We start from the raw sequence: 24,743 nt of genomic DNA, 5'->3' as shown, positions 1-24,743 counted from the left end.
TGGTTTAAAATTTTATATTATTAAATAACTTTCTATACAACTGAAACTAATCCAGTTTATTATACTTCTTCATTAAATTCTCATAAGTTCCCTGCGGAAGAATCCATTTCAACGGAACCCCTATTTTCTGCCCGAATTTACCAAAATAATAATGAGCTTTCCATTTATTTTTTGCTAAAAGCTTTTCAATATATTCTGCTACTTCCAATGGATCAGTTCCGTCATTCACATGAGAATTCATCAACGCATATAATTTGTCAAAAACATTTTTATAAGGCTGGGAGACCTGTGCTATCACTCTGTTGTCTGCAATATTGGTTTTAATATCTCCCAAATGCAGAGAGCATACCTCAATATTCCATGGATAAACTTCATATCTCATTGCTTCAGTTACTTTATCCAATGCTGATTTTGATGCTGAGTAAAATCCGCGGAAAGGCAGTCCCATTTCACTTCCGATACTGGAAACATTGATGATTTTTCCAAATTTGTGCTCACGCATTTTCGGAAGAACAGCACTCATCATCTGGACAGGTCCGGCAAGATTAAGGCTAAAAAGCTTCAGAATGTCTTCCTTCGTAGAGTCTTCTACTGCTCCTACCATACCCATTCCGGCATTATTAATTAAAACATCAATTCTTGTTTCTGTTTTTAAAACCTCAGCGATGGCATTCTGAACAGCTGTGTTATCAGTAACATCTGTAGGGATGGATCTGAAGTACTCACTTTCCGTATGCTTTCTGCTTAATCCGTATACTTGATGTCCTTTTTTACCAAAATATTCGGCCAATGCAAACCCGATTCCTGATGAGGTTCCTGTAATAATGATGGTCATTGAATTCGTATGATTTTTAATGTTTTAATTTCCCTTCTGATACTCACCAGACTGTTTTTAATGGTCTGGGTTCAAAAGTAAAATCTATTTTCAGCAAATGTAAAAAAAGAAAAATGAACTGAGTTATTTATTATTCCTGAAATAATTTTAATGATATCTTCTTCTATTCTCTCGGATTGATGATAAACTTAAAATAAAGTTAATCTCAATTCTCCATGCAATATCAGCAGAATGATTACTTTTAATTGCTTATGTGTTTGTAATTCAGTTGTTTAATTTTGTTTTGTGGTATACGGGATCTGAAAAAAGCTAAAATTTCTTAATAAAAACATAAGGAAACCTTAATGAGTGGTGGGAGCGTGCTGTTCTAATTTTGCACCTAATCAAAAAGGAGATCATGAATGTATTTAAAATCCCTGTGTCCGTAACTTATTTCACGGGAAGGGTATTACTTATTGGTGCAATATCAGCTTCACCGATGTTCCTCGCACAGAAAAAAGACAGCTTAAAAGAAAAATCCATCGATGAGATTGTGGTTGTTGGATACGGAACTCAGAAAAAAAGTAAAGTTTCCGGTGCCGTTTCGGAGGCTTCACTGGATAAGCTAACTTCCAGATCATTATCTGGAGTAGGAGAAGTTCTTCAGGGGAAAGCTCCCGGAGTAACTGTAGTGAACGAAGGTGGAGATCCTAACGGAGCGCCTAAGGTAAATATTCGTGGGCTGGGAGGAATCAATGGAGAAACTCCTCTTTATGTAGTAGATGGAGTAGTTTTCAACGGAACACCATCTATTAATCCAAATGATATTCAGGATATCTCTGTCCTTAAAGATGCTTCTGCAGCTATTTACGGAGCAAGATCTTCAGGAGGGGTTATTCTTATTACCACTAAGAGAGGGAAAAAAGGAAATCTTACGGTAGATTTTGATGTTAAATACGGGGTGAACGAAGCATGGAGACTGAAAGAATCTTTGAATGCAGCTGAATTCCAGGATGTAATGTACAAAGCCTATGAAAATGCAGGGAAACTGGGAAGCTTACCGATAGCTTTTAACCCTAATCAATATCCGGACGGAAGAATAACGAGAACAGACTGGATGAAAGAAATTTTCAGAACAGGAACGATTCAGGAATATAACGTTAATCTGAGTGGTGGAAGTGAAAAATCCAGATATTTTGTGGGAATGAACCACAGAAGCCTGGAAGGAATTTTATTGAATACGCAGGCAAAACGATACAACTTCAGAGTAAATTCTGAACATAAAGTAAAAGACTGGCTGACCATCGGAGAAAATATGTATTATAATTACTCAGACGGAAATACAGCCGATACCAAAAGTGGGTATACAGGTGCTTTAGTGGCTGCCATGTATTATCCACCGAATGTTCCGGTATATACTCCAAGCGGTGCTTTTTCCGGATTACCCATTGATGTGGCAGGAGGATATGGAGATATGATCAACCCGGTTGCTTATCTTCAAAGAATCAGTATCAGGAATCCTACCCATGAGATTTTAATTAATCCTTATGCAGAGATTACTTTAGCAAAAAATTTAAAATTCCGTTCCAATTTTTCACAGACTTTTAAATTGGGTACTGTAAAAAACTTTACCTACAGGGTACTGGAGGTTGGGAAAATTTTTGATACCAACAATCTGGAATATCAGTCTAATAATTCATCCACAGCACTTGCAGAACAGTTGCTGACTTACAAAATCACTGCAGGACAGCACAATTTTGATTTCCTTGGAGGTTTTACGTTTCAGAAAACAATTGATGATGGTTTTGTGGCAAAATCTTATGACTTCCGAAGTGAAGCTGAGGTTTTCCAGCATCTACAGAATGCTGCAGATACCAATAAAGATGTTTCGAGTTACAGATTCAAGCAATCTTTGGTTTCTTATCTGGCGAGAGTAAACTATGATTATGCAGGAAAGTATATCGTAAGTGTATTGGGAAGACGTGATGGTTCTTCACTCGTAGCGAAGCAAAACAGATTTGCTAATTACTATGCGGTTTCCGGTGCTTGGGTAGTTTCGAAAGAAAATTTCATGCAGGATATTTCTTGGCTTTCAAGTCTGAAATTGAGAGGAAGTTATGGTATTCTGGGTAACCTTGGAGGGATTTCTCCTCAGGCGGTAAATCCATTAATGACCAGAGATAATAATGTTATTTTCGGACAGGATCCTTCTCAGAATATTGCTTATTATGCTACCACGCGTCCCAATCCGGATCTTAAGTGGGGAAAATCTGAGCAGACCAACTTCGGAGTAGATGCTTCATTCCTTCATAACAGCCTCTCCTTACAGTTCGATTACTTCGTAAAGAATTCTAAAGATCAGATCTTCAATGTAAGCTTACCAAGTACGGCAACTTATAATAATCAGTATGTAAATGCAGGATTATTCCAGGATAAAGGGTATGAACTGGGGATTAATTATAACAAGGTAGTTTCTGGTGATTTTACTTTCTCAGTGGGAGCTACTGTGAGTCAACTAAAAAATACGGTGAAGCAATTAGCTAATGTAGATGAGATCTTTATCAATGATAATGGAGTAAGAGGCGTTTTGAAACCAACCCGTGTGAAAGTAGGTGATCCTCTCTATTCTTTCTATGGTTACAAGACGGGAGGAATTTTCCAGACCCAGGAAGAAATCAATAATTATAAAGATGCCAACGGTAATCTTATTCAGCCCAATGCAAAACCTGGAGATATTAAATTCCTGAAGAAAGAAGGTAACACAGGAGTGCTTAATAATAATGATTTTGTCAATCTGGGAAGTCCATATCCTAAGTTTTCTTATGGTTTCTCTTATAACATGACGTGGAAAAATTTTGATCTTAACTTATTCTTCCAGGGAGTATACGGAAATAAAATATTCAATGGAATGAAGTTCATTTCCTTGAATCCGGGTGGAACAGGGCAGAACTATAATATGGACAGAGATATTCTGAATGCATGGACTCCTCAGAATACCAATACTGATATTCCAAGACTGGTACACGGAGACCCGAGTGGTAATTATTCCAAAGTATCAGATTTCTATGTGGAAGACGGATCTTACTTAAGATTGAAGAACCTTACCATCGGTTATTCATTACCAAAAGAATTGTACAGCAGGCTGGATGTAAACAAAGTAAGAGTTTATGTGACTTCCAATAACCTGTTTACAATAACGAAATATACAGGGTTTGATCCTGAAGTAGGAATGAATTCTTATGGTGTAGATACCGGAAGATATCCTCAGGCACGTTCATTCATCTTTGGAGTGGAGATCGGATTATAATTTTTAACCAACAAAAAGTAAAGAAATGAAATTTTTCAATAAAATATTTTTAATCTCAGGAATATCCGTAATGCTTTTATCGTGTACAGGAGAGCTGGATGTTCAGCCTGAAGGAACTCCTACGGAAGCCAGTTTCTGGAAAACGGAAAATGACCTTATTACCGGAGCAAATGCGATGTATAAACCATTATTTGACGGTGAATTTTATGGAAGAGGTCTTTTCTGGTTTATCAATGCCAGCGATGATATGGTAACCGGGAGAGCGAAAAGTGAGGCGGATAATGCGAAGAACTTCAGCAGCAATTATATCGCAGCAGGTGACCTTGAAACCCAATGGAACAAAAGATTTAATGTAATCGGAGTGGCTAATCGTGTGATCCGTAACGTTGATAATATTCAAACTTCACAAGCTACCAAAAATAAATATCTTGGAGAGGCTTTGTTCATGAGCAGCAGAATGTATTTTGAACTGGCCTATTCTTACGGAAATGAAAAAGCGGGAATTCCTATTATTGACCGCTCAAAAGATCCGGACCCCAACCCAATTCCAAGAGCGGCAAACGTGATGGAAAATTACACCTACATTGTGAATGACCTGAAAAGAGCAGCAGAATTATTACCTACTCAGGCTGAACTTCCAGCAAAAGACTACGGAAGACCTCATAAAGCAGCTGCATGGGCGCTTTTGGCAAAAGTATATCTTTTTATGAAAGACTGGAAGAATGCAGAATTCTGGGCTAATGAAGTAATGACGAAAGGAAACAGAGCCTTATTGGGTAATTTCGCTGATGTTTTCAAAGCAGAAAATAACTACAGTTCAGAATACATCTGGTCTATTCCGGGAACTCCTAAGTTTACTTCCTGGGGAAGTATCCTTCCGGGGGTAATGCTTGAAAACAAAGGTTGGGGAGAATATAACGGATGGGGATATTTCCAACCGACTAAGGAACTTTTTGATGAATATGAAACCGGAGATCTTAGAAGAAGTGCTACCATCTTGAAAATAGGCGACAAGTTTACCTTCAACGGAAAAGAAAGAACATATGCTTCTTCTAATTCCCTTACCGGATATCAGTTTAATAAATATATGGATGCCTTCAAATATCAGTTAAACAGTGGCCATGTAAGTGCCAACGGAGATTATCCATGTACAGACCTTGCCGTTCCGATCATGCGTTATGCTGAGGTAATCCTTATCAAAGCGGAAGCAATGCTGATGCAGGGGAAATCTGCGGATCAGGAAATCAATATGATCAGAGTACGTGCAGGCTTAACTCCGAAAAACGGATGTACCATTGCTGATCTGAAACATGAAAGACGTTGTGAACTGGCAGGTGAATGGGCAGACAGACACAGAGACCTTGTACGTTGGGGAGATGCGCAGGCGGCGTATGCTAAACCTCTGCACGGGATCAATGGACAGGTAGTCTGGGCAGCAAGAAACTTTAATCCAGCTGTACATAATGTTTGGGCAGTTCCGCAGGCTGAAATCGTAAACAGTCATGGAATCATTAAACAAAATGAAGGCTGGTAAAATTTTAATCTTTTATATATAAGCCACTATATCATTGCAGATGCTTCTGTGATGATATAGTTTTTTTTCACAGGTACAGAGGTAGATCGCTCCATGGTCTATAAAAAATAATAAGGATATACGATGAAACTATCAAAAATATGGGCTGTATTAGCCCTGGCTGTTTTTTCTGAAAATCAGGCACAGAATTATTTACATTACAATGTAGGAAATGCGCATTCACATAATGACTATATGCAGGAAATCCCTTTTTGGCAGGCTTACTATGCTCAATTTGGATCTATCGAAGCTGATGTTTTTCTGGTAAATGGCAAACTTTGGGTAGCCCATACTGAAAAAGAACTTTCTGCAGACCGAACGCTGGAAAATCTTTATCTCGATCCTATTTCAAAACAGATTAAACTGAACAAAGGGAATATTTATCCTGATGCCAATAAAAAGCTTCAGTTGCTGATTGATATTAAGCAGGATTATAAAACATCATTGGCTGCTTTGATTACTACATTAAATAAATATCCTGAGATTACAGGAAATCCGGGAATTAAAATTGTAATTACCGGAGGAAGACCTCAACCGGCAGATTTTAACAACTATCCCAATTATCTTTACTTCGATGGAGATCTTGATAAAAGCTATTCTTCAGATCAACTGAAAAGAATCGGAATGTTCAGTGCAGATCTTCCGGGATTGGTAAAATGGAATGGAAAAGGAATTCCTAGAGATGAGGAAACGGCAAAGATTAAAACTGCTGTTGAAAAAGCACATTCCCAGCAAAAGCCAATGCGTTTTTACGGTGCTCCGGATTTTCCTAATTCATGGGTAAACCTTATGGATTTAGGGGTGGATTATATCAATACCGATCATATTCCGGATCTTAAAAAATTCATGAATACTATTCCAAAGAACTTTTATAAGAATACAAAGGAATACACTACTTATACTCCGACTTATCAATCAGACGGTGTTGAGCAAAAAGTAAAGAATGTGATCCTTCTTATTCCGGACGGAACTTCTTTGCCACAATATTACGCTGCCTTTACGGCCAACAAAGGGAAACTGAATGTTTTCAACATGAAATCCACAGGGCTGTCCAAAACCAATTCATCCAACGCTTATATTACGGATTCGGCGCCGGGATCTACGGCATTTGCAACAGGAGTAAAAACCAAAAATACATTTGTAGGAGTTGATAATATGGGAAAAGCACTTGCACAAATCCCTGATATTATTGCTGAGAAAGGAATGGTTTCCGGATTAATTTCTACAGGAGATGTTACAGATGCTACTCCTGCAGATTTTTATGCTCACTCGGATAACAGAAACAGTTCAGAACCTATTTTGAAAGATTTTGCGACTTCAAAAACAAAAATCCTGATCGGTGGTCCTACAAGCGGATTGTCTCAGGAAAATCTGCAGAAATTCAAAGAAGCAAAAATCGATTTGTATCAGGATCTGAAATCTGTAACTAAAATTAATAATCGTACCCTTATTATTGATCCTTTGGCTTCACAAAGAATAACCAACGGAAGAGGAAACTGGCTTGCCGATGCTTTTGATCTTACTTTAAATGATTTAAAGAATAATAAAAACGGATTCTTTATGATGGTGGAAGCTTCACAGACTGACGGAGGTGGTCATAGCAACAATATAGAACAGCTGGTTACAGAATTACTGGATTTTGATCATGTGGTTGGTAAGGCCATGAAATTTGCCGATGAAAATAAGGAAACCTTAGTAATTGTAGTGGGAGATCATGAAACAGGAGGATTGACGCTTTTGGACGGTAGTCTGAAAGAAGGCTGGGTATTTGGAAACTTCAGTACGAATGACCATACCTCTATTCCGTCAAGTGTTTTTGCTTACGGACCCAATTCCAAAGAATTCACAGGGTTGTTTGAAAATACTGAGATTTTCAATAAAATCATGGCAGCCTACGGAATACAGAAATAACTTTTGATTTTAATACTTTTACTTTTACAAAGAGAGACTGTTTCGTTTTCGAAGCAGTCTTTTTTTTGCGTGTTTAATTTAGAAATCCCACAGATTTCACAGATTAAGCAGATGTTTGTGGATAATCTGTGTTATCTGAGGGAAATAGAAGCAGAGAAAAATTCAAAAAGGCTGCCCCAAAAAGAGAGACAGCCTATGAATATATCTAACAAATAATAAATTAGAAATTGGTCTTAACAATCAATTCAGACAATTCAGCATTCACAAAATCAATTGGCATTACCCCAAATGATCCCTTAGTGTTCGTTTGAAAGAATGTTTTAAGCCTTGGATTGATATTGTTGGATACTGTAGGAATACTAGGGATTCCGAAGATTCCTGGTTTATAACCGCTGGTGAAATTCACGAAAAGTTTACCATTCGTATCATTTTTTGCTTCATTAAGAAGACTTGAAATTCCATTCCACTTATCATCATTGTTGGTTACTTTATAATAATCCTGAACTTTTAGCTGCACTCCGGAATTGTTGATGTCAAAAGTGGTATTGTCTGCCCATGGAGAAGCATTAATCCCTTTAGTTGTTCCCGCAGAGAATCTTCTTAATAATTTGATCTTTCCTCTTACAGAACCTAGTGTAGGAATGTTTGCTCCAAGATCCCATTTAGAAGGATTTTTCTGTACATAAGCATCAAAAGTCTGTTCAAAACTTCTGGTGGTATTGGAAGCATCATATTCTTCTTTTACAGACATAATGATTGTTTCAGATGGATGGCTGTTAAGGAAGGCATAACACGCATTCAATACATCATCAAAATTCAGGTTTTGGTAAATTGCTCCGTGATGAATGGCGAAAGAATTGTCAATATGTCTGCAACGGATATCCAGAAAACGGACTCCTGCATTAAGTTGTTCTGCAATGCTGAGGTCTTGGGTTTTAGCCGTACCTGATACAACAGGAGCATCTACACGTGCTCCGGAATCATGAGTTCCGGGAATGGAGATTTTTGAAATTGAAATATTGTCCTGAAGACCAGACATCCAGCTATTCATTTCGATAGGAGCTAAAGAAGTCCTGCCCGCTTTTGAGAAAGAAGCTAAATTGTTTTCATTAGAGTCTCTTTCCAGCATACTGTCATTTGAACAGGAAAAAAAGATGGATGCAGTAACAAGCCCAAGCGTAATGGCTGTGAAGCGCTTCATGTTTTGTTTGAACATAGTTTTTTTATTTTTTAAGGTAGCTTAAAAATAAGAATATATCAAAACATGAGGAGTTAATTTAACTTTAAGAGATGATTAAGTTGATTTAAAGTTTGGAAGCTCGGGGATGGATGATGGAAGAAGAGAAATCGTTAATAGTTAAATAGTAATGGATTTACAATAAAGCGGCTATGATAGATCAACCGTCCAGCAGTAACCTCCAGCACCCAGCTTCATGCTTCCATCCTAAAATACAAAATCCTCCTTTGACCCGGGAATTTTGAATTTGTGGTCTCCGATAAAGAAATCATTCATTTTAATAAGAGTCGGGAATTTATGAGAAAACTCTTTGTGTGAATTTTCAGGTACTTTGGTATCGTCATCACAGGATGAATATTCTCTGTCAACAATCACTTGGCCTGTAGAAAAATTGATTTCATTCGTAAAACTGAAATCACAGGTGTCTTCAAAATGATCATGAGATCCTATCAGATAAAAATCTCCGTTTTGAAACCGGAAAGTATGTTTGTATTTCTGGGTATGCCTTGAATTGGTAAAAAACAGCTGTTCAATAATAAGACAGTTATTTTTTATATTGATTGTAAGAGTATTGTCAGAAGGATAAAATCCAAATCCGCTTGAAAAAAGGATGACAGAATTTTCTTTCCATACCTTTAGCCCGTTGTTTCCCTTTTTCAGAATATAGAAAACCCTTCTATAGTCATTTGTACCTTCCGCGTTTTGCGTGTCTGATGCTTTTATATTTGTATTAAATATCAGGACTGTTTCCTCTTTTCCATCTTTGTCAAGATCACCTTTGGTTTCAGTAATCTTTGTATATCCTTTCGGAACTAAAAAATCTTTCAGATTCTGAGCATATAAGCTTGTCGCAGATAAAACAACCAAAAAGGAAAAGAAATGTTTCATCATTATTATATTTAATCTGTTTAAACTTTTGTTTTTGAAACATTAAGATTGTAGTAAGGCGTTAAGAGTATTAAGATAAGCTTAAAATCAGAATGATTCATCTTAACTATACTTTATTTCTTAAATCCTTCTTAATGGTTTTAATATAAAGTGAATTTTTTTTCATTTGTCTAAACAACTTCATTGTGAAAATGTGGTAACCCGAAATTAAAATAATTTTCAAATTACCACACTTTACAGTATTAAATTAATGAGTCAGGATACTTTCAAGGTCTTCCCAAAACACCGGATAAGATTTTTCTACAACATCTTCATCCTCTATATTGAGTTCTTTAATCAGGCAGAACGGCGCAAAACTCATTGCCATTCTGTGATCCTGATAAGTCTTAATGGAAATATTGTCTTGTGGCTCTCCGAAACTGATTGATTTAATCGTTAAATCTGTAATTTCTGTTTCAGTACCCAGTTTTTTAAGCTCATTATATAAAGCAAGAAGTCTGTCTGTTTCCTTTACTCTTAATGTTCCCAATCCGGAAATGTCAAAAGGAATTTTTAAAGCTGCTGCTGTTACACAAAGAGTTTGTGCAATATCCGGACAGTTATTCATATCCAGGATAATTTTTTCCGGGAAAGCAAAATCAGGCTGAGGTTCCAGCGTGAGTTGATGTTGATCTTCAGAGAATGTAGTTTTGATTCCGAAGAACTTTTCATAGATATTGGCAATGGCTGAATCTCCCTGTGTTGACGCCTTGTAAAAACTTTTCAGGTGAATCGTTTTTCTTCCCAGTGCACAGATCGAATAGAAATAAGAAGCCGAGCTCCAGTCACTTTCCACTTCATAATGCACTGCAGCAGAATCATTAGGAGTGAAAGGCTCTACTTTAATTGTGTTCCCTTCAAAACTGCTTTGGATACCAAATTTTGTAAGAATGTCAAGAGTCATTTCAATATAAGACCTTGAAGTAACATCTCCTACGAGATTAATCATCAGTCCGTTTTCCAGTTTTCCGGCAACAAGAAGCAGGGAGGTGATAAACTGGCTTGAAATATTGGCAGGAACATTTACTGAAGTCTGGGTAATCTTTCTTCCTTTAATTTTTAAAGGCGGAAATCCTTCATTCTCCATGTATTCAATTTCTACTCCAAGATCCCTCAAAGCACTTACAAGATTCTTGATGGGTCTTTCTTTCATTCTGCCTGAGCCGGTAAGTATTGTTGTTTTACCTTCCTGAATAGAATAATAAGAAGTGAGGAAACGCATTGCCGTTCCCGCATGATGGATGTCTACCACTTCCGTATCCTCAGATAATGCTTTTTTCAACAATTGCGTATCCTGAGAATTGGATAGATTTCCAATTTTTATATTGCTAAACAGGCTTTCCAGAATCAATAAACGATTCGAAATACTTTTCGAACCGCTGATCTGTACCGTTTTATTTTCCAATAATTTTGATTTTTCTAGCTTCTTCATTATGATCTACATGATATTTAAAAAATGATGAGTTACAAATCCATGGGTAATTCATAACTCATCATTGATAATTATTTCAATTTTTCGTTATTCTGATGCCGGTCTTTATCCCGGTCAGTTTTGATTTTCATTTTTCTGTCGAAAGCATCCTGCAGATTAACTCCGGTTTGATTGGCCAGACACAGCGTTACAAAAAGTACATCTGCCAGTTCTTCACCGAGATCTTTATTTTTATCGCTTTCCTTTTCGCTTTGTTCACCATATCTTCTGGCAATAATTCGGGCTACTTCACCTACCTCTTCTGTCAGCATCGCCATATTGGTCAGCTCATTAAAATATCTTACCCCAATGGTTTTGATCCATTCATCTACCTGCTGTTGCAACTGCGTAATTTCCATTATTGATAAGCTCCTAAAGTGGGATTAGTGGTTCTGGATACACCTACAATATCAGTAGGTACGGTTGCAGCTACAGCTGTATTTCCTTTTCCAATAGCTGGAGAACCGGTTTTTACTCTTAGATTCATTTTAGCCATAAAATAATTGACAAACTGAGGCTCAGCATTCTTTACCGTTTGAATTACATTGGGATTGTTATCAAACGTGAAACCGGCTCCGGTGGCACTGGTATATTTGATTAATGAATTCTGAAGTAAGAATTCAAATTGCTGTCCGGGAGTTTGTTCAAAATGTACAGCATCATCCCTGTCAGAATATACAATACTGTTTTTTATATCAAGCAGCTGCAAAGCTCCCTGTTGGGTCTGTCCGGCATCATTTTTCCATTCATTGGCAGCAAAAATTCCCGCTCTGTCAAAAGAACTCATCGTTTTAGAATAATTGGCAATCGTAGCATGGGTATAGCTATGCTTTCCTCCAAGGAAGATTCCTATACAGGATAAACCACAATTGTTCATCACCAGATTGTTGGCATTCACGGTAGAACCCACTGCATAAATTCCATATTCAAAGAAAGTATGAATAAATGAATTGGTAATTGTAGCATTGGTTTGCTTCATATCAAGTCCTCTTGTACCTCCGAAAAGCCTGGCATGGTTCATCTTAAGGATAGAATTGGCTTCCATTTTAATAGAATTCCAGTTTTTAGGAATCGTATCATAATAAGGATCGTTTCTGTCACCACGAAGAATAACCTGATCGGTCTGAGTTCCGTTGATATTTAAAACCGCTCCGGAAGAAATTTTCATTCCGCTGTTTTTATGGAAATATACTTTAGTTCCGGCATTTATATCAAGAGTTATATTAGGATTAACCGTAAGATTTCCGTAGATGATCTTTGCTTTATTATTATTCCACGTGGTAGAATTGGTAATCACATTAGGATTGCCGGGTGTCTGGATAAAAAATTCAGCATCCTGAACTACAGAGAATAATGTTACGTGCTGCTGCCCGCCAGGACTTGTGAAAAGAACTTTGTCTTCTGCAATAGCTTCAGGTCCGGTAGCTTCAGGGGCAATTTCAACAAAAATGTAGAGACTGTCCTTTTTTCTCAAAGGCACATTTTTAAAATCATATCCCGGTTTTCCATCCACATTGATTCTATATAATGATGCAGCTCCTTTTTCAAGATTTACTCTTGGGATCAGGATATCTTTATCTTCATTATTATATACTTTTACAACATAGGTTTCTGAACGTACCTGATGATATACTGTGTCACAGAATACCGTGTCTCTTGAAAAACGAAGTTCCTGTGTTGGGCTGTCAAACGTAATGTCATCCTTATTACATGATACAGCTACAAGTAACATCCAGAAGGAAAAAGCCAGTAATAATTTGAATTTCATTGAAATTAAAGTTTAAGTAAGTTCCAAATTTAACGAAAATACTTTGAATTTCTTATCAATAAAAAAATATTGAATTCAGTATTTGGAATTTAGAAAAAATGTTGTATTTTTGCAACCTAAAATTTAGCAGAGAAATATCCATTACTATTTCGAAAGCAAACTTAATTTTTTTAAAAATAGTATTATGAAAAACGGAATCCACCCAGAAAATTATAGACTTGTTGTTTTCAAAGATATGAGTAACGACGAGGTGTTTCTTTGCAAGTCTACTGCAGAAACAAAAGACACTATCGAGTACGAAGGACAAGAATACCCATTAATCAAAATGGAAATCTCTTCAACTTCTCACCCTTTCTACACTGGTAAAGTAAAACTAGTTGACACTGCAGGTAGAGTTGATAAGTTCATGAACAAATACAAAAAATTCGCTAAGTAATTTTTGTACAATTAAAATATTAAAGTCTTCCAATTTTTGGGAGACTTTTTTTATTGTAAATTTGTTAACCTTGAATTTTAAACCTTAAACTTAAAACTGAATGATGCAATTAGTATTTTCAGACGCACAATATTGGGAAGACTTTCTTCCGCTTACTTTTACACGTCCGGTTGCGACAATGCGATGCGGAATCCTTACATTTTCTGAAAGATGGCAGAAAATCCTCGAAAATACTGAAGTAAGCTACTTCACAGAAATGTATCTTCAGGATAAATTTAAAAGTCCTGAGGAAAAAGAAAGTCTCTTTTTGGTTCCGAATTTCCTTCCAACAGAAACTGTAATTCAACAGATAAAGGATCTTAAGCTAGGGGAAGCTTTAGTGTATGAGGACGAATTAATCGCTGCAAAAATCAATATGAAAGGCTTTTCCCTGAATCAGATTGAAAAAATGACGGATATTAAGGAAGATCTTATTTTCTTTAAAAGACCAAAAGATTTATTTACCTATAATCATCACGCGATTGATTTCGATTTTGATTTGCTTACTAAAGGAAGAACTTCACAGGAATTGTCTTCAACCAATGGTTTCCTGGGTGATAAAAAAGACCTGTTTATTGAAGAAGGTGCGGAAATAGAATTCTCAACCCTGAATACAAAAACCGGAAAAATTTATATCGGGAAAAATGCAGAAGTAATGGAAGGTTGCCACCTGCGCGGGCCTATCACGCTTGGAGAAGATTCTAAGTTCAATCTGGGTGCTAAAATTTATGGTGCTACCACTATTGGTCCTCACTGTAAAGTAGGAGGAGAAGTGAACAACATCATCATCTTTGGATATACGAGTAAAGGACATGAAGGTTTCATCGGAAATTCCGTCATAGGAGAGTGGTGTAATTTTGGTGCTGATACCAATTCTTCCAATCTTAAAAATAACTACAGCCACGTAAAGCTATGGAATTACCGAACAAAAGCATTTGAAGATACAGGTTTGCAGTTTGCAGGGCTGATTATGGGAGATCATTCCAAAACAGCTATCAATACCCAATTAAATACAGGAACAGTGATTGGGGTAGCTTCCAATATATTCAAACCTGGTTTTCCGCCCAACCTTGTGGAAAATTTTTCATGGGGCGGATTGAAAGATGATGAAAGATTCAGGCTGGATAAAGTATATGAAGTGGCAGAGAGAGCCATGGCAAGGAGAAAAGTTCCTTTAACAGAGGAGGATAAAGCAATTCTGAAACATATTTTTGATACGTATTAATTCGATAATAATAAAAAACTTCAATCTTTTTTGAAGTTTTTTTATTTTTGATGTAATAGATCTGTAACGGCAATTGTCTTACCTATAAGAAACAAAACTCATGACCCAAGAAACTTTCAAGAATACGGTGTTTATTCTCAAAGACGAGATGTATCGTTTTGCGAAGCGGTTTGTCATGAGCAGTGATGAAGCAGAAGATGTAGTACAGGATCTCATGATGAAGTTTTGGCAGAAGAGGGATGAGCTTGGGCAATTCGGGAATTTTAAATCCTATGCGCTGAAATCTGTCCGGAATGAATGCCTGAACCGCCTGAAGCATCATGATGTAAAGATCGGTTTTGCGGATATGCAGCTTCATCGATCGGAGCTTTACAGTATGGAAGTTGATAACCTTAAGGAACATATTGTAGGATTTATCAATCAGCTCCCCGAAAAACAAAAGTTGGTCATCCACTTGAAAGATGTAGAAGAATATGATGTTTCCGAAATTTCTGAAATGCTGGAAATGGAGGAAAATGCAGTAAGGGTAAACCTGATGCGTGCGAGACAAAAAGTAAAAGAACAAATCTCACAACTGATGAGCTATGAACAAAGATCAATTACAAGATAAATACAACGAAGTCTTCCGGGATATTAAGGAAGAAAAAATGGACTGGAGTTTTGAAGACTTTCTTCAGACTGCAGAAGGTGCGGAACCTGAACAGAATACTGCGCCTGTTATTCCGTTGGAAGAAAAGAAAAAGCCCTCCTTTCCTAAATGGTTCTGGATGGCCGCCAGTGTAATGCTGATTTTCGGGGCTGGATTTTTCCTGAATCGGTATAATACCGATGTTCAGGACAGAGAAAAACTGGTAAAAGATGAAATCTTAAAGCAAAAGTCCGGGTTTATTGAAGAAAACAGTGATCATCAGGAACAGGTAGCCGTTAATCATACCGACTCTATTTCCGGTGTGAAAAAAGATTCTGTTTTTCAGGATAATCAGGTAGCAGAAAAAGATGTACTGGATGAGATTCTGCCAAAAAGAGGACGACTTAAAAAAGAAAGAAGACCTAAATATGTAGACAACTCTTCCTACCAGAACAACAGAAATATAAATGATTCTGCTGCAACCTATAATGACTCCTATGTCATTGTGAACGGAAAAAGAATCACCAGTGAAAAAGAAGCGATTGATGTTGCCAAATACTCCTTTATGAAATTAGGAAGTGAGTTTAAAAAAACAGTAGCGTCTTCTCAAAAAAATGAAAATCTTGACAGCGAATATTAAAAATCAGATCAATCCCATGAAAAAAATATTTTTTATAATAGCCATTATGCTAACCAGTTTTGCAAACTATTCTGCACAGACTGAGAAATTGGACAAGCTTTTTCAGGATTTTGAAAAAAATGGAAGAGTAACATCAATCAACATTAAGAAGCCAATGTTCAAACTATTGAATACCATTGATGTTGATGATGCCTATATAGGAAAAATAAAACCTATATTGAATGAAGTAGATGGGCTTAAAATTTTGATAATCCCTAAAATTACCTTTCCGGATCGTTTAAAAGATGAGAATCTTGCCAATATAAAAATGAACGAAGATAAAACGGCAAGAGTAAACAATGCATTGAAATCTTTAAACTTTAATGAGCTGATGTCAATGAGCAGTGATGGCACTTCCATGAAATTCCTTGCTGAAGAAGAAAAAGATAATTATTTGGAAAATCTGGTTTTCAATGTTGATTCCAAAGAAGAAAATATCATTTTTATTCTTAACGGAAAAATGAAACTATCAGATGTTAATAAGATCATTAATTCCGGTGAAACAACAACTTCTTCCGTTACAACTTCTGTAAGAAACAGCCTTACTTCAGACAATACATCTTCTTATCTGAATGGGGACAACAGAAATGTAGGAGAATTCTCAAAAATTGATGCCAGTGTAGGCGTAAACGTTACCTTCAAACAGGAAAATACAAGAAGCGTAAAAGTAATTGCTGATGCAGATAAACTTCAATACGTGATCACGAAAGTGGAAGGCGGGGTGCTGAAAATATATGTTGACAATAAAGGGGTAAGAAACCTGAGATTTAAAAATCTGAATGTCAATGTCTCTGCTCCTAATCTTCATAGCATAAAAACTTCATCAGGAAGTGTCTTCACAGCTGTGAATCCTGTTAATGAGAATAGTATGGAGATCGATGCGGAATCTGGTTCTATTATTAAAGGTGCTTTCAATATAAAACAAGCTGCCGCTGTTACAGTGAGCTCTGGTGCTGTTTTGAATGCTGAACTTAACACAGAAAAACTAGCATTGGATACTTCAAGCGGAGCAAGCGTGAGCTTATCAGGAGAAGCTGTTTCCGCAGTAATTGATATAAGCAGTGGAGCGTCTTGTAAGGCTGATGATCTTAAAATTGCAACTGCGGTGGCAGAATCTACTTCAGGAGCAAGCCTTTCTTTGCTGGTTACTGATAAACTGAAAGTAAGTGTTTCGTCAGGAGCCTCTGTAAAACTAAAAGGAAATCCCGAAGTGGACGCTAAAGTAGATAAAATCTCGGGAGGAAGCTTCAGACAAATCAAATAAAAAAACTAAACTATGAAGGCTCTTAAACCCATTTTTCTCATTGTTTTGACAATAGGATGGCTTCAGTCATGCATTGTTTCAGAAAAACCAAATATAGATTTTTTCCAGAATTCAAAATATGATTTCAAGGGAGCTCAGTTTGCAAGTATTAATGTACCCATGGTTCTGGCTAAATCTTATATTAAGAAGGCCTTGAGAGAAGATGGAGAAAGTGAAGAGACCATTGATCTGGTAAAGAAGGCTTCTAAAATAAAAGTACTTACCGTAACTAACGGAAGTAATGAAATGCTAAACGATTATGCCCAGTTTTTGAATGATAATCATTACGAAGAATGGGCCACCATAAAACATGATGGAGAGCATATTAACATAAGGGTAAAACAAGATGGGGATGCTATCAAAAATATGCTGATCACGGTAGGTTCGGGTAAGAATGAAATGGTCTTTGTAGATGTGAAAGGAAATTTTACCGCGAATGATATTTCAAAAATGATTAATTCTGTTTCTGATAAATAATCATACTATCTCAAACATTCAAAGCATGGAAAAATTAATAAGAGAAGTCCATATCCTTAAAATCTATGCCGTTGTATTTACCATACTGTGTGGCTTTTTTTTTTCATGCCTTTAAAAACCAGTCTTCCAAATTATACGTATATAAAAATAATCAGACTCATATTGAGAATCTGGACGAAAATGGAAACCCTTTAAAATAGACCTTTGTGTTCACTATTTAACATATAACCAAAGTAGTTTCATACTTATTCAATTATTTTGTACAGTAACCGTTCTGATAAAGAACGGTTTTTTCGATTTAAGTTATTGATTATTAATTTTTATTTAAACTATTAAAAAGGATTTTCATATCTCACTAAAATAACCTAATTTTGCAAAGAAAGTAAAGATGTCTATTCATAACAAAATTGTAGAGACAGCCATCACTTTCGATGACGTTCTTCTAGTCCCTTCTTATTCAGAAGTTTTACCTAACCAGGTTTCATTAAAATCAAGACTTACCGACAAAATCACGCTGAATGTTCCGATAGTTTCCGCTGCGATGGACACTGTTACTGAAGCTGATCTGGCAATTGCTTTGGCAAGAGTTGGAGGGTTGGGCTTTATTCACAAAAACATGACGATTGCTGAGCAGGCTGCTCAGGTAAACCGTGTAAAACGTTCAGAAAACGGAATGATCTCTGATCCGGTTACCTTATCTAAAGATCATACTTTAGGAGAAGCCAAAGATCTTATGTCAAGATATAAGATTTCAGGTCTTCCGGTAGTAGATGATAATAATGTTCTAATTGGAATTATTACCAACAGAGATGTAAAATATCAGGAAAATCTTGGTATGAAAGTAGAGGAGATTATGACCAAAGATAATCTTATCACTTCAGACAAAGATACCAACCTTGAAAAGGCAAAAGAAATCCTTCTTAAGAACAGAGTTGAAAAACTTCCTATCGTAGATAAAGATAATAAACTTGTAGGCTTAATTACTATTAAGGATATCGACAATCAGTTAGAGTATCCTAATGCTAATAAAGATGAAAATGGCCGTCTTATCGTTGGAGCAGGAGTAGGAGTAGGAGAAGATACATTGACAAGAATTGAGGCTTTGGTACAGGCAGGAGTTGATATCGTAGCCATCGATTCTGCACACGGTCATTCTAAAGGAGTTTTAGATAAAATTTCAGAAATCAGAAAAGCATATCCGGACCTTGATATTGTAGGAGGAAATATCGTAACTGCAGATGCTGCTAAAGATCTTATTGCAGCAGGAGCAAACGTATTAAAAGTAGGTGTAGGACCTGGATCTATCTGTACAACCAGAGTAGTTGCCGGAGTAGGAGTTCCTCAGCTATCTGCTATCTATAACGTGTACGAATATGCAAAATCTCAAAATGTAACCGTAATTGGTGACGGAGGAATTAAACTTTCCGGAGATATCGTTAAAGCAATCGCTAGTGGAGCAGGAGCCGTAATGTTAGGTTCTCTTTTAGCCGGTACAGATGAAGCTCCGGGAGAGGAAATTATCTTCCAGGGAAGAAAATTCAAATCTTACCAGGGAATGGGAAGCCTTTCCGCAATGAAGAGAGGGGGTAAAGAGAGATATTTCCAAAGTGAAGCTAAAAAATTCGTTCCGGAAGGAATTGAAGGAAGAGTTCCACACAAAGGAAAACTGGAAGACGTTATTTTCCAGTTGACAGGAGGTTTGAGAGCTGGTATGGGATATTGTGGGGCAAAAGATATTGAAACACTTCAAAAAGATTCCAAACTGGTAATGATTACAGGAAGCGGATTGAAGGAATCTCACCCGCATGATGTAATTATCACACAAGAAGCTCCAAATTATTCTTTATAGAATGATATGGAATTAAAAATAGAAAAACCGTACAATTCGTGCGGTTTTTTTTATTCTATGATATTGCTTTAATGTTTTGATTGATAGAGTGATAATATTGTGTTTTTGTTTTGTTGTATTGTTTGTTTTTATGGTTATTTATTTGTGATAATATAAATAAAATAGGTTCTATTTATAATGATGTTAATTTTATTTTCGTTTAAAATGTAACAATAATGGTTTTTTTTCTACTAACTGTAATAAAATTTTAAATTTTGTGAGGGTTTTCAGTTATAGTTTTAGCTGATTGAAACATAAGATTGAAAAATTTACAACCTATTTAAATTATTGAAATGAAGAAAACTATCCTTTGTGGGACATTGCTACTATCCCTTTCAGTATCAGCACAGCAAAAAAAAGATTGGTGTGACTTTGATAATGAACAGAGAGTACACCAAAAGCAGAATGCGGAAATTGATGAAATGGTTCGTAATATCCGTAACAAAATTATTAGCAGTAATCAAAATGCGGCTGCTAAAAATGGAAGTGCATACAAAATTGTAAATGGAGTTTACGAGATTCCTGTAGTAGTGCACGTAATAGCGCCTACAGGAGCTGCTATTGGTACAGCTTACAATAAAAGTGATGCACAAATTCAGGCGTGGTTGGATCATTGTAATCAAATGTATGCGGGGACTTATCAGTGGGCTCAGGGAATTCCTGCAGATTTTGGTAATGCGGCTACAATGCCGATTAAATTGGTATTAGCTAAAAGAGACCCAAGTTGTAATGCTACTACAGGTATTGTTAGATATAATGGGGGAACTCTTGCAGGATACGATACTTATGGAGTAAAGCGTAACGGAGCTAATGGAGTTACAACAGCACAGGTAAAAACAATTGCTCCTCACTGGCCGGAAGCATCTTACTTCAATATTTATATTATGAATAAAGTAGATGGCGGTGGTACTTATGGTATCATGGGATGGGCAGGATTACCTCAAAATCCTGATTCTTCTTATGAATCCTTTATGAAATCTTTTGTAGTTACACTACCGGATGATATTACTCTGGCACACGAATTTGGACATAGTATGGGATTACTTCATACTTTTGGAAATGTAAACCCGGATGCACCACAAGGAGATACAACTACGACTTTCTGTCCACCCACTACTGGTAACTGTGAGAATGATGATGATCAGGTTTGTGATACCGAAAGATCAAGAAGCTTGCTGAACGATCCGGCACCTACCAATAACGATATGAATTATTGTTCAGGGGTGAACTATCAGGGAGTACAGTATAACATGATGAACTATACCAATCCAATTGCATTTAAATTTACTAATGGGCAACATGATAGAGCAGCTCTTTATTTCTTCTTGATGAAAGGAGGGTTAAGTACTTCATTAGGAGCAACAGCACCTTCTGTAGGAGCAGCTATTGGAACTCCTATTGCAGCTGCATGTAATCCAACAGGTATTACTACGCCAAGTAATTATTTCGTAGGACCTACTTTAGTGAAACTGGGAAATATCAATAATGCATCAACAGGATATTGGCAGAGTGCTGCTAATTTCTATGAAGATTATACAGGAGCAAGCTGCCTAAGAGCAACATCAACTGAGCTTTCTGCAACGGGAACTCATAATCTTCAAGTGAATGTATCAGATTCAAATAATGATATAAGAATATGGATTGATTATAATAATAACGGAACGTTTGAAGCTTCTGAACTTGTAGGTTCGGCTGATAATATTATTGCAGATCCTGTTACTTTAGTAGGTACTTACAGTACTACCATTACAGCACCGGCTTCAGTAGTATTGAATACTCCTCTAAGAATGAGAGTCCTTGTAGATGATGAGAATTCTAACATGACTCCTTGTGGACAATTAAAGTACGGACAGGTTGAAGATTATACGGTAAAATTTGTTACCAATTTAGCAACAAGTGAAGTGAAAGCTGATAGTGGCGATTTAACTATTTATCCTAACCCGGTAGCTACCGGAGATAAAATCTTCATTAAAGCTAAAAATGGTAAAAACCTAAAAGTATCTATTTCTGATATGTCCGGAAGATTGGTATCAAGCCCATCTGTAACTGAAGAAGGAAGTGGTGTTTTCAAAGTAGACCAGCAATTGGAAAAAGGAGTTTATATGATTCAGGTTTCTAATGGAAAAGACACTAAGTCTTCTAAACTGATCATTAAATAAACAGATCATCATTTAAATAAATCAAATGTCTCCATTTCAATGGGGACATTTTTTTATTCAATCCTTTTGTATTTAAATCTGGGCTTAATCACTTTGTTAAGAAATTGCCCCTTGGATTTTGCCTTTCCAAACTTTTCAATAATAACAGGAGGTACTTTAAAATAATCATAAACCGCTCCCGACTGATATATAATTCTCAATATTTCAGTATCCGGAAAATAGATGAAATGATTTACAACACTTGATGGCATATTCTAATGGATACAAAAAATGTTCCTTGCCATGAAAAAGTAAAGCTTCCGGAAATTCCGAAAGCTTTAGTAATTAATTTCTTAAAATAAAATACTGTTCTATTTTTTCACGAATTTAAATTGATGGGTCTGAAAATTTCTGGTAGTTATTTTTAATATATATCCTCCAGAAACAAGCTGTGATACATCAATCTTTGAATCAAACATTTCTGATTTTACAAGACGCCCGTCAATATTATAAATTTGGATGGACAACCCGTCATCAATGCCGGAAATTCTTATGAAATCAGCCACCGGATTAGGAAAGATCTGAATTTTATTTTTCGAAAGATCCGAAGTTCCTAGTGTTGTGTTCTGTACATCACCCGTCATGGTAGAATTTACCGCAGTAAGGCTTCCTCCACATTGGCCGTTAGTCATTGTGGTATTTTCAACCCAGGTTCCAACACTATTACCAGGAGGAATCGGTAAGGAATTATTACCTGTGGAGTTGTAATAAATCAGATAGGGAGTCGTAAAAGTTCCGTTTCCTTCATCACCAAGAAATTCCCATCTTGTAAGAGTGTTGTTCCATTGAATTTTAAATTCACAGGTGCCTAATCCACTACAATCCTGCCCGCCATCAATAGGAGTAGTCATATAAATGTTCTTGCTAAAGGCATCTACTCCGGTTTTGTTAAAGACGTAAGTATTAGGCGGGCTGTCAAACAGATTTGGACATCCACTGAAAGTTATTGTCTGCGTAAAAGCTGAGCTTCCCATAGCAAGACATACTAAGTAAAGAATTTTCATAACGATTAGTTTTGTGATGGAAAGACTCCTGCTAAGGCAATGATGCATTTCAGGGTAATAAAAGGAGGTCTGTTTTCATGAGGCTGATTTCCTCCGGTGTTTCCTACCATTGTGTTTTTCATCGTAGTATTAGCCGCTGCATCGGAATATTCTTTGTCAAGAACTTTGGTGTCCGCCGGAAGGCTGTTGGTAGGTGAGTTTTGATTCCCTTCCGCTGTTACTGCATTTATTGTGTGATTATGGGCTGGCATTTGTGTTATCAGTAATGTTACACTTTCAGCTCCGCCGGTTTCTCCCATAGTATAGTTCGTTGCCCCTCCAGGAGCTTGTCCGTTATGAACGAGTACTCTTCCTCTCATATCAGGTAAGGCAAATGTAGTGGTTCCATTCCCTCCATAAGTGGTTCCTAGCAATGAAAAAAGTGCTTGGTTTTGAGCGATAGGCAGGAGCTGCCCATTACATTCTGCCCAATATTTTGGAGCAAAATTATACGGTACAAAGGCTATTTGCCCTAAAAATGGTTCTGATGCCTGAGCTTTTAGAGCAGGAGCAGATACACTGCATATCAGCAGCATACATGCAAAAAGTAAGTTTTTCATGATAATAAGGATTTTATGTAATATAAAATTAGAAAATATTTCGCATAAAATTCTTTATTAAAAGAAAAACCTTTCACAATTATGTAAAAGGTTAGATTTTATTTATTGAAAAATATATTATTATAGATTTTTTCTCTAATATTTAAGATCGGTTAGAATATTGAGCTATCATTTTATTTTCTCAAATTATCTTTAAAATCATCGATCCTGAAATCAGTCAGAGCATTTCCTTTTTCAATTTTTTCTTTAGAATACAATCTGAAATCATTTTCTGTTTTTTCTAAAAGATAGTCATAGGGTCCTATATGAGAGATTAATTTTACCAGAACCGGAGAAATCTCAAGACAGATAAACAATCCCATGATAAAAGCTGCTGCGAGGCCAATGATTGCAGAATTCTTACCCAGTTCATCCAATGCCTGAAGTCTTGCTGCAAAGCCATTGAACTTATCTTCAAAAGTTTCTGTAGATTTTCTTTCAGTTTCCAGGTTGGTATATACCTTGGATATTTCTTTATCTAAATATTCCAGTCTTGGAGAAGCCTGTTTTTGGAAGTTTTCAAGATCCTGTTTACGCTGCTCTTTCAGTTCCTGTTTACGTTTCGCATTCGGTCCGTAACCCTCTTTTCCACTGGTGAGGCCAGATTGTTTTCCCAGAATTTCTTTTTCAAGTTCTACAGAAGCAGAGTCATATGCTTTCTGATATTGAGCTATTTTTCCTGAGATCTGTTGCTTTTCTGTCTCAAAAGGTCCGCTCTGCTGAAGAATCCTTCCGTTCATTTCTCCCTGGAGCTGTTTTTTGTTCCTTTGGATAATGGTATTCAGCTGTTTGTTGACTTCCTTTTCAAAAATTTTAAGTTCTAAAGGCTTAGAAATAATAATTCCTAGAAAGGTAGCAAGGATAAGACGAGGAATAGCCATCAGAATCTGATTCCACCATGTTCCCGTTTTTTTGATGGAAGAAACAATATAGCGGTCAAGATTGAAAATCATCAATCCCCACAGAATTCCAAATCCTACTGATGCCCAAATGTTGTCGAATACCGTATACATGGCATAGCCTGCAGACAAAGTGGCGAACACTGCAGTGAAAAGTACAATCCCTCCAATCCCGGAAAATTTATTCCATTCACTCGGAGTCTTTCTTAAAATATGGATGTTCCCGCCTGAACATACCATCAGAAATTTTTGGAACCAGTTTATTTTATGAGTCCCTTGATTTATAGTTTGTTGGTTTGTTTTCATAACTGAAAATTTATA

21 protein-coding genes are annotated in these 24,743 nt (G+C 36.5%); 11 read left to right on the top strand and 10 right to left on the bottom strand.

The window, feature by feature from the left end; translation table 11 throughout:
* Nucleotides 1-46 precede the first annotated feature (46 nt).
* Nucleotides 47-835, bottom strand: a complete 789-nt coding sequence (locus tag ODR02_RS22120) for an SDR family oxidoreductase (protein ID WP_309513571.1) — start codon at nt 833-835, stop codon at nt 47-49.
* Between the two features lie 397 nt (nt 836-1,232).
* Between ODR02_RS22120 and ODR02_RS22115 the strand changes: the two genes are divergently transcribed.
* The 3 genes from ODR02_RS22115 to ODR02_RS22105 all read left to right on the top strand — a co-directional run bounded on the left by ODR02_RS22115 (nt 1,233) and on the right by ODR02_RS22105 (nt 7,605).
* Entirely contained in the window at nt 1,233-4,121 is a 2,889-nt protein-coding gene (locus ODR02_RS22115) for a SusC/RagA family TonB-linked outer membrane protein (protein ID WP_309513570.1), read from the top strand.
* A gap of 25 nt (nt 4,122-4,146) precedes the next feature.
* Nucleotides 4,147-5,655: a RagB/SusD family nutrient uptake outer membrane protein gene (locus tag ODR02_RS22110; RefSeq protein ID WP_309513569.1), complete on the top strand. Its 1,509-nt coding sequence runs from the start codon at nt 4,147-4,149 to the stop codon at nt 5,653-5,655.
* 123 nt (nt 5,656-5,778) lie between these two features.
* On the top strand, nt 5,779-7,605 hold the full coding sequence (locus ODR02_RS22105; RefSeq protein ID WP_309513568.1) for an alkaline phosphatase: 1,827 nt from the start codon (nt 5,779-5,781) through the stop codon (nt 7,603-7,605).
* A 220-nt stretch (nt 7,606-7,825) separates the two neighbouring features.
* Here the strand turns inward: ODR02_RS22105 and ODR02_RS22100 are convergent, their stop codons facing one another.
* The 5 genes from ODR02_RS22100 to ODR02_RS22080 all read right to left on the bottom strand — a co-directional run bounded on the left by ODR02_RS22100 (nt 7,826) and on the right by ODR02_RS22080 (nt 13,008).
* Nucleotides 7,826-8,821 (bottom strand): phosphatidylinositol-specific phospholipase C, encoded by a 996-nt coding sequence (locus ODR02_RS22100; protein ID WP_309513567.1) that lies wholly within the window; start codon nt 8,819-8,821, stop codon nt 7,826-7,828.
* Between the two features lie 228 nt (nt 8,822-9,049).
* Complete coding sequence (locus tag ODR02_RS22095; RefSeq protein WP_309513566.1) at nt 9,050-9,733, bottom strand: hypothetical protein; 684 nt, start codon at nt 9,731-9,733, stop codon at nt 9,050-9,052.
* A gap of 244 nt (nt 9,734-9,977) precedes the next feature.
* Nucleotides 9,978-11,201, bottom strand: coding sequence for a 3-phosphoshikimate 1-carboxyvinyltransferase (locus tag ODR02_RS22090; protein ID WP_309513565.1), 1,224 nt, complete (start codon nt 11,199-11,201; stop codon nt 9,978-9,980).
* Nucleotides 11,202-11,272: 71 nt separating this feature from the next.
* Nucleotides 11,273-11,599, bottom strand: a complete 327-nt coding sequence (locus ODR02_RS22085) for a nucleotide pyrophosphohydrolase (protein WP_034692883.1) — start codon at nt 11,597-11,599, stop codon at nt 11,273-11,275.
* Nucleotides 11,599-13,008 (bottom strand): hypothetical protein, encoded by a 1,410-nt coding sequence (locus tag ODR02_RS22080; RefSeq protein WP_309513564.1) that lies wholly within the window; start codon nt 13,006-13,008, stop codon nt 11,599-11,601. The genes ODR02_RS22085 and ODR02_RS22080 overlap by 1 nt, the downstream gene beginning before the upstream one ends.
* A 184-nt stretch (nt 13,009-13,192) precedes the next feature.
* On the opposite strand from ODR02_RS22080, the gene ODR02_RS22075 reads away from it, so the two are divergent.
* The 8 genes from ODR02_RS22075 to ODR02_RS22040 all read left to right on the top strand — a co-directional run bounded on the left by ODR02_RS22075 (nt 13,193) and on the right by ODR02_RS22040 (nt 21,842).
* Nucleotides 13,193-13,444, top strand: a complete 252-nt coding sequence (locus tag ODR02_RS22075; RefSeq protein ID WP_002976190.1) for a type B 50S ribosomal protein L31 — start codon at nt 13,193-13,195, stop codon at nt 13,442-13,444.
* Nucleotides 13,445-13,547: 103 nt separating this feature from the next.
* A complete protein-coding gene (locus ODR02_RS22070; protein WP_209789256.1) occupies nt 13,548-14,708 on the top strand; it encodes a GlmU family protein in 1,161 nt (386 codons plus the stop codon).
* A 100-nt stretch (nt 14,709-14,808) separates the two neighbouring features.
* Nucleotides 14,809-15,318, top strand: coding sequence for an RNA polymerase sigma factor (locus ODR02_RS22065; RefSeq protein ID WP_309513563.1), 510 nt, complete (start codon nt 14,809-14,811; stop codon nt 15,316-15,318).
* Nucleotides 15,293-15,976: a hypothetical protein gene (locus ODR02_RS22060; RefSeq protein WP_209786824.1), complete on the top strand. Its 684-nt coding sequence runs from the start codon at nt 15,293-15,295 to the stop codon at nt 15,974-15,976. The genes ODR02_RS22065 and ODR02_RS22060 overlap by 26 nt, the downstream gene beginning before the upstream one ends.
* A gap of 16 nt (nt 15,977-15,992) precedes the next feature.
* Nucleotides 15,993-17,279 carry a DUF4252 domain-containing protein gene (locus ODR02_RS22055; RefSeq protein WP_309513562.1) on the top strand — a complete coding sequence of 429 codons (1,287 nt, stop codon included), beginning with the start codon at nt 15,993-15,995 and terminating at the stop codon, nt 17,277-17,279.
* Nucleotides 17,280-17,291: 12 nt separating this feature from the next.
* Entirely contained in the window at nt 17,292-17,795 is a 504-nt protein-coding gene (locus ODR02_RS22050) for a DUF4252 domain-containing protein (protein ID WP_209786825.1), read from the top strand.
* A gap of 388 nt (nt 17,796-18,183) precedes the next feature.
* Complete coding sequence (guaB, locus tag ODR02_RS22045) at nt 18,184-19,644, top strand: IMP dehydrogenase (protein WP_105681751.1); 1,461 nt, start codon at nt 18,184-18,186, stop codon at nt 19,642-19,644.
* Between the two features lie 332 nt (nt 19,645-19,976).
* Nucleotides 19,977-21,842: a GEVED domain-containing protein gene (locus ODR02_RS22040; protein ID WP_209786827.1), complete on the top strand. Its 1,866-nt coding sequence runs from the start codon at nt 19,977-19,979 to the stop codon at nt 21,840-21,842.
* Nucleotides 21,843-21,895: 53 nt separating this feature from the next.
* Here the strand turns inward: ODR02_RS22040 and ODR02_RS22035 are convergent, their stop codons facing one another.
* From ODR02_RS22035 to ODR02_RS22020, 4 genes are all read right to left on the bottom strand, one after another.
* Nucleotides 21,896-22,093 carry a KTSC domain-containing protein gene (locus ODR02_RS22035; protein ID WP_209786828.1) on the bottom strand — a complete coding sequence of 66 codons (198 nt, stop codon included), beginning with the start codon at nt 22,091-22,093 and terminating at the stop codon, nt 21,896-21,898.
* 99 nt (nt 22,094-22,192) lie between these two features.
* Entirely contained in the window at nt 22,193-22,885 is a 693-nt protein-coding gene (locus ODR02_RS22030) for a T9SS type A sorting domain-containing protein (protein ID WP_209786829.1), read from the bottom strand.
* A 5-nt stretch (nt 22,886-22,890) separates the two neighbouring features.
* On the bottom strand, nt 22,891-23,484 hold the full coding sequence (locus tag ODR02_RS22025; RefSeq protein ID WP_209786830.1) for a phage tail protein: 594 nt from the start codon (nt 23,482-23,484) through the stop codon (nt 22,891-22,893).
* A 173-nt stretch (nt 23,485-23,657) separates the two neighbouring features.
* Nucleotides 23,658-24,728 (bottom strand): DUF4407 domain-containing protein, encoded by a 1,071-nt coding sequence (locus ODR02_RS22020; protein ID WP_309513561.1) that lies wholly within the window; start codon nt 24,726-24,728, stop codon nt 23,658-23,660.
* Between the last annotated feature and the right edge of the window lie 15 nt (nt 24,729-24,743).

The sequence above is a fragment of the Chryseobacterium sp. CFS2 genome (assembly GCF_036543225.1).
GTDB classification, from domain to species: Bacteria; Bacteroidota; Bacteroidia; order Flavobacteriales; family Weeksellaceae; genus Chryseobacterium; species Chryseobacterium culicis_A.
This window is presented reverse-complemented; position numbering and strand designations above follow the sequence as displayed.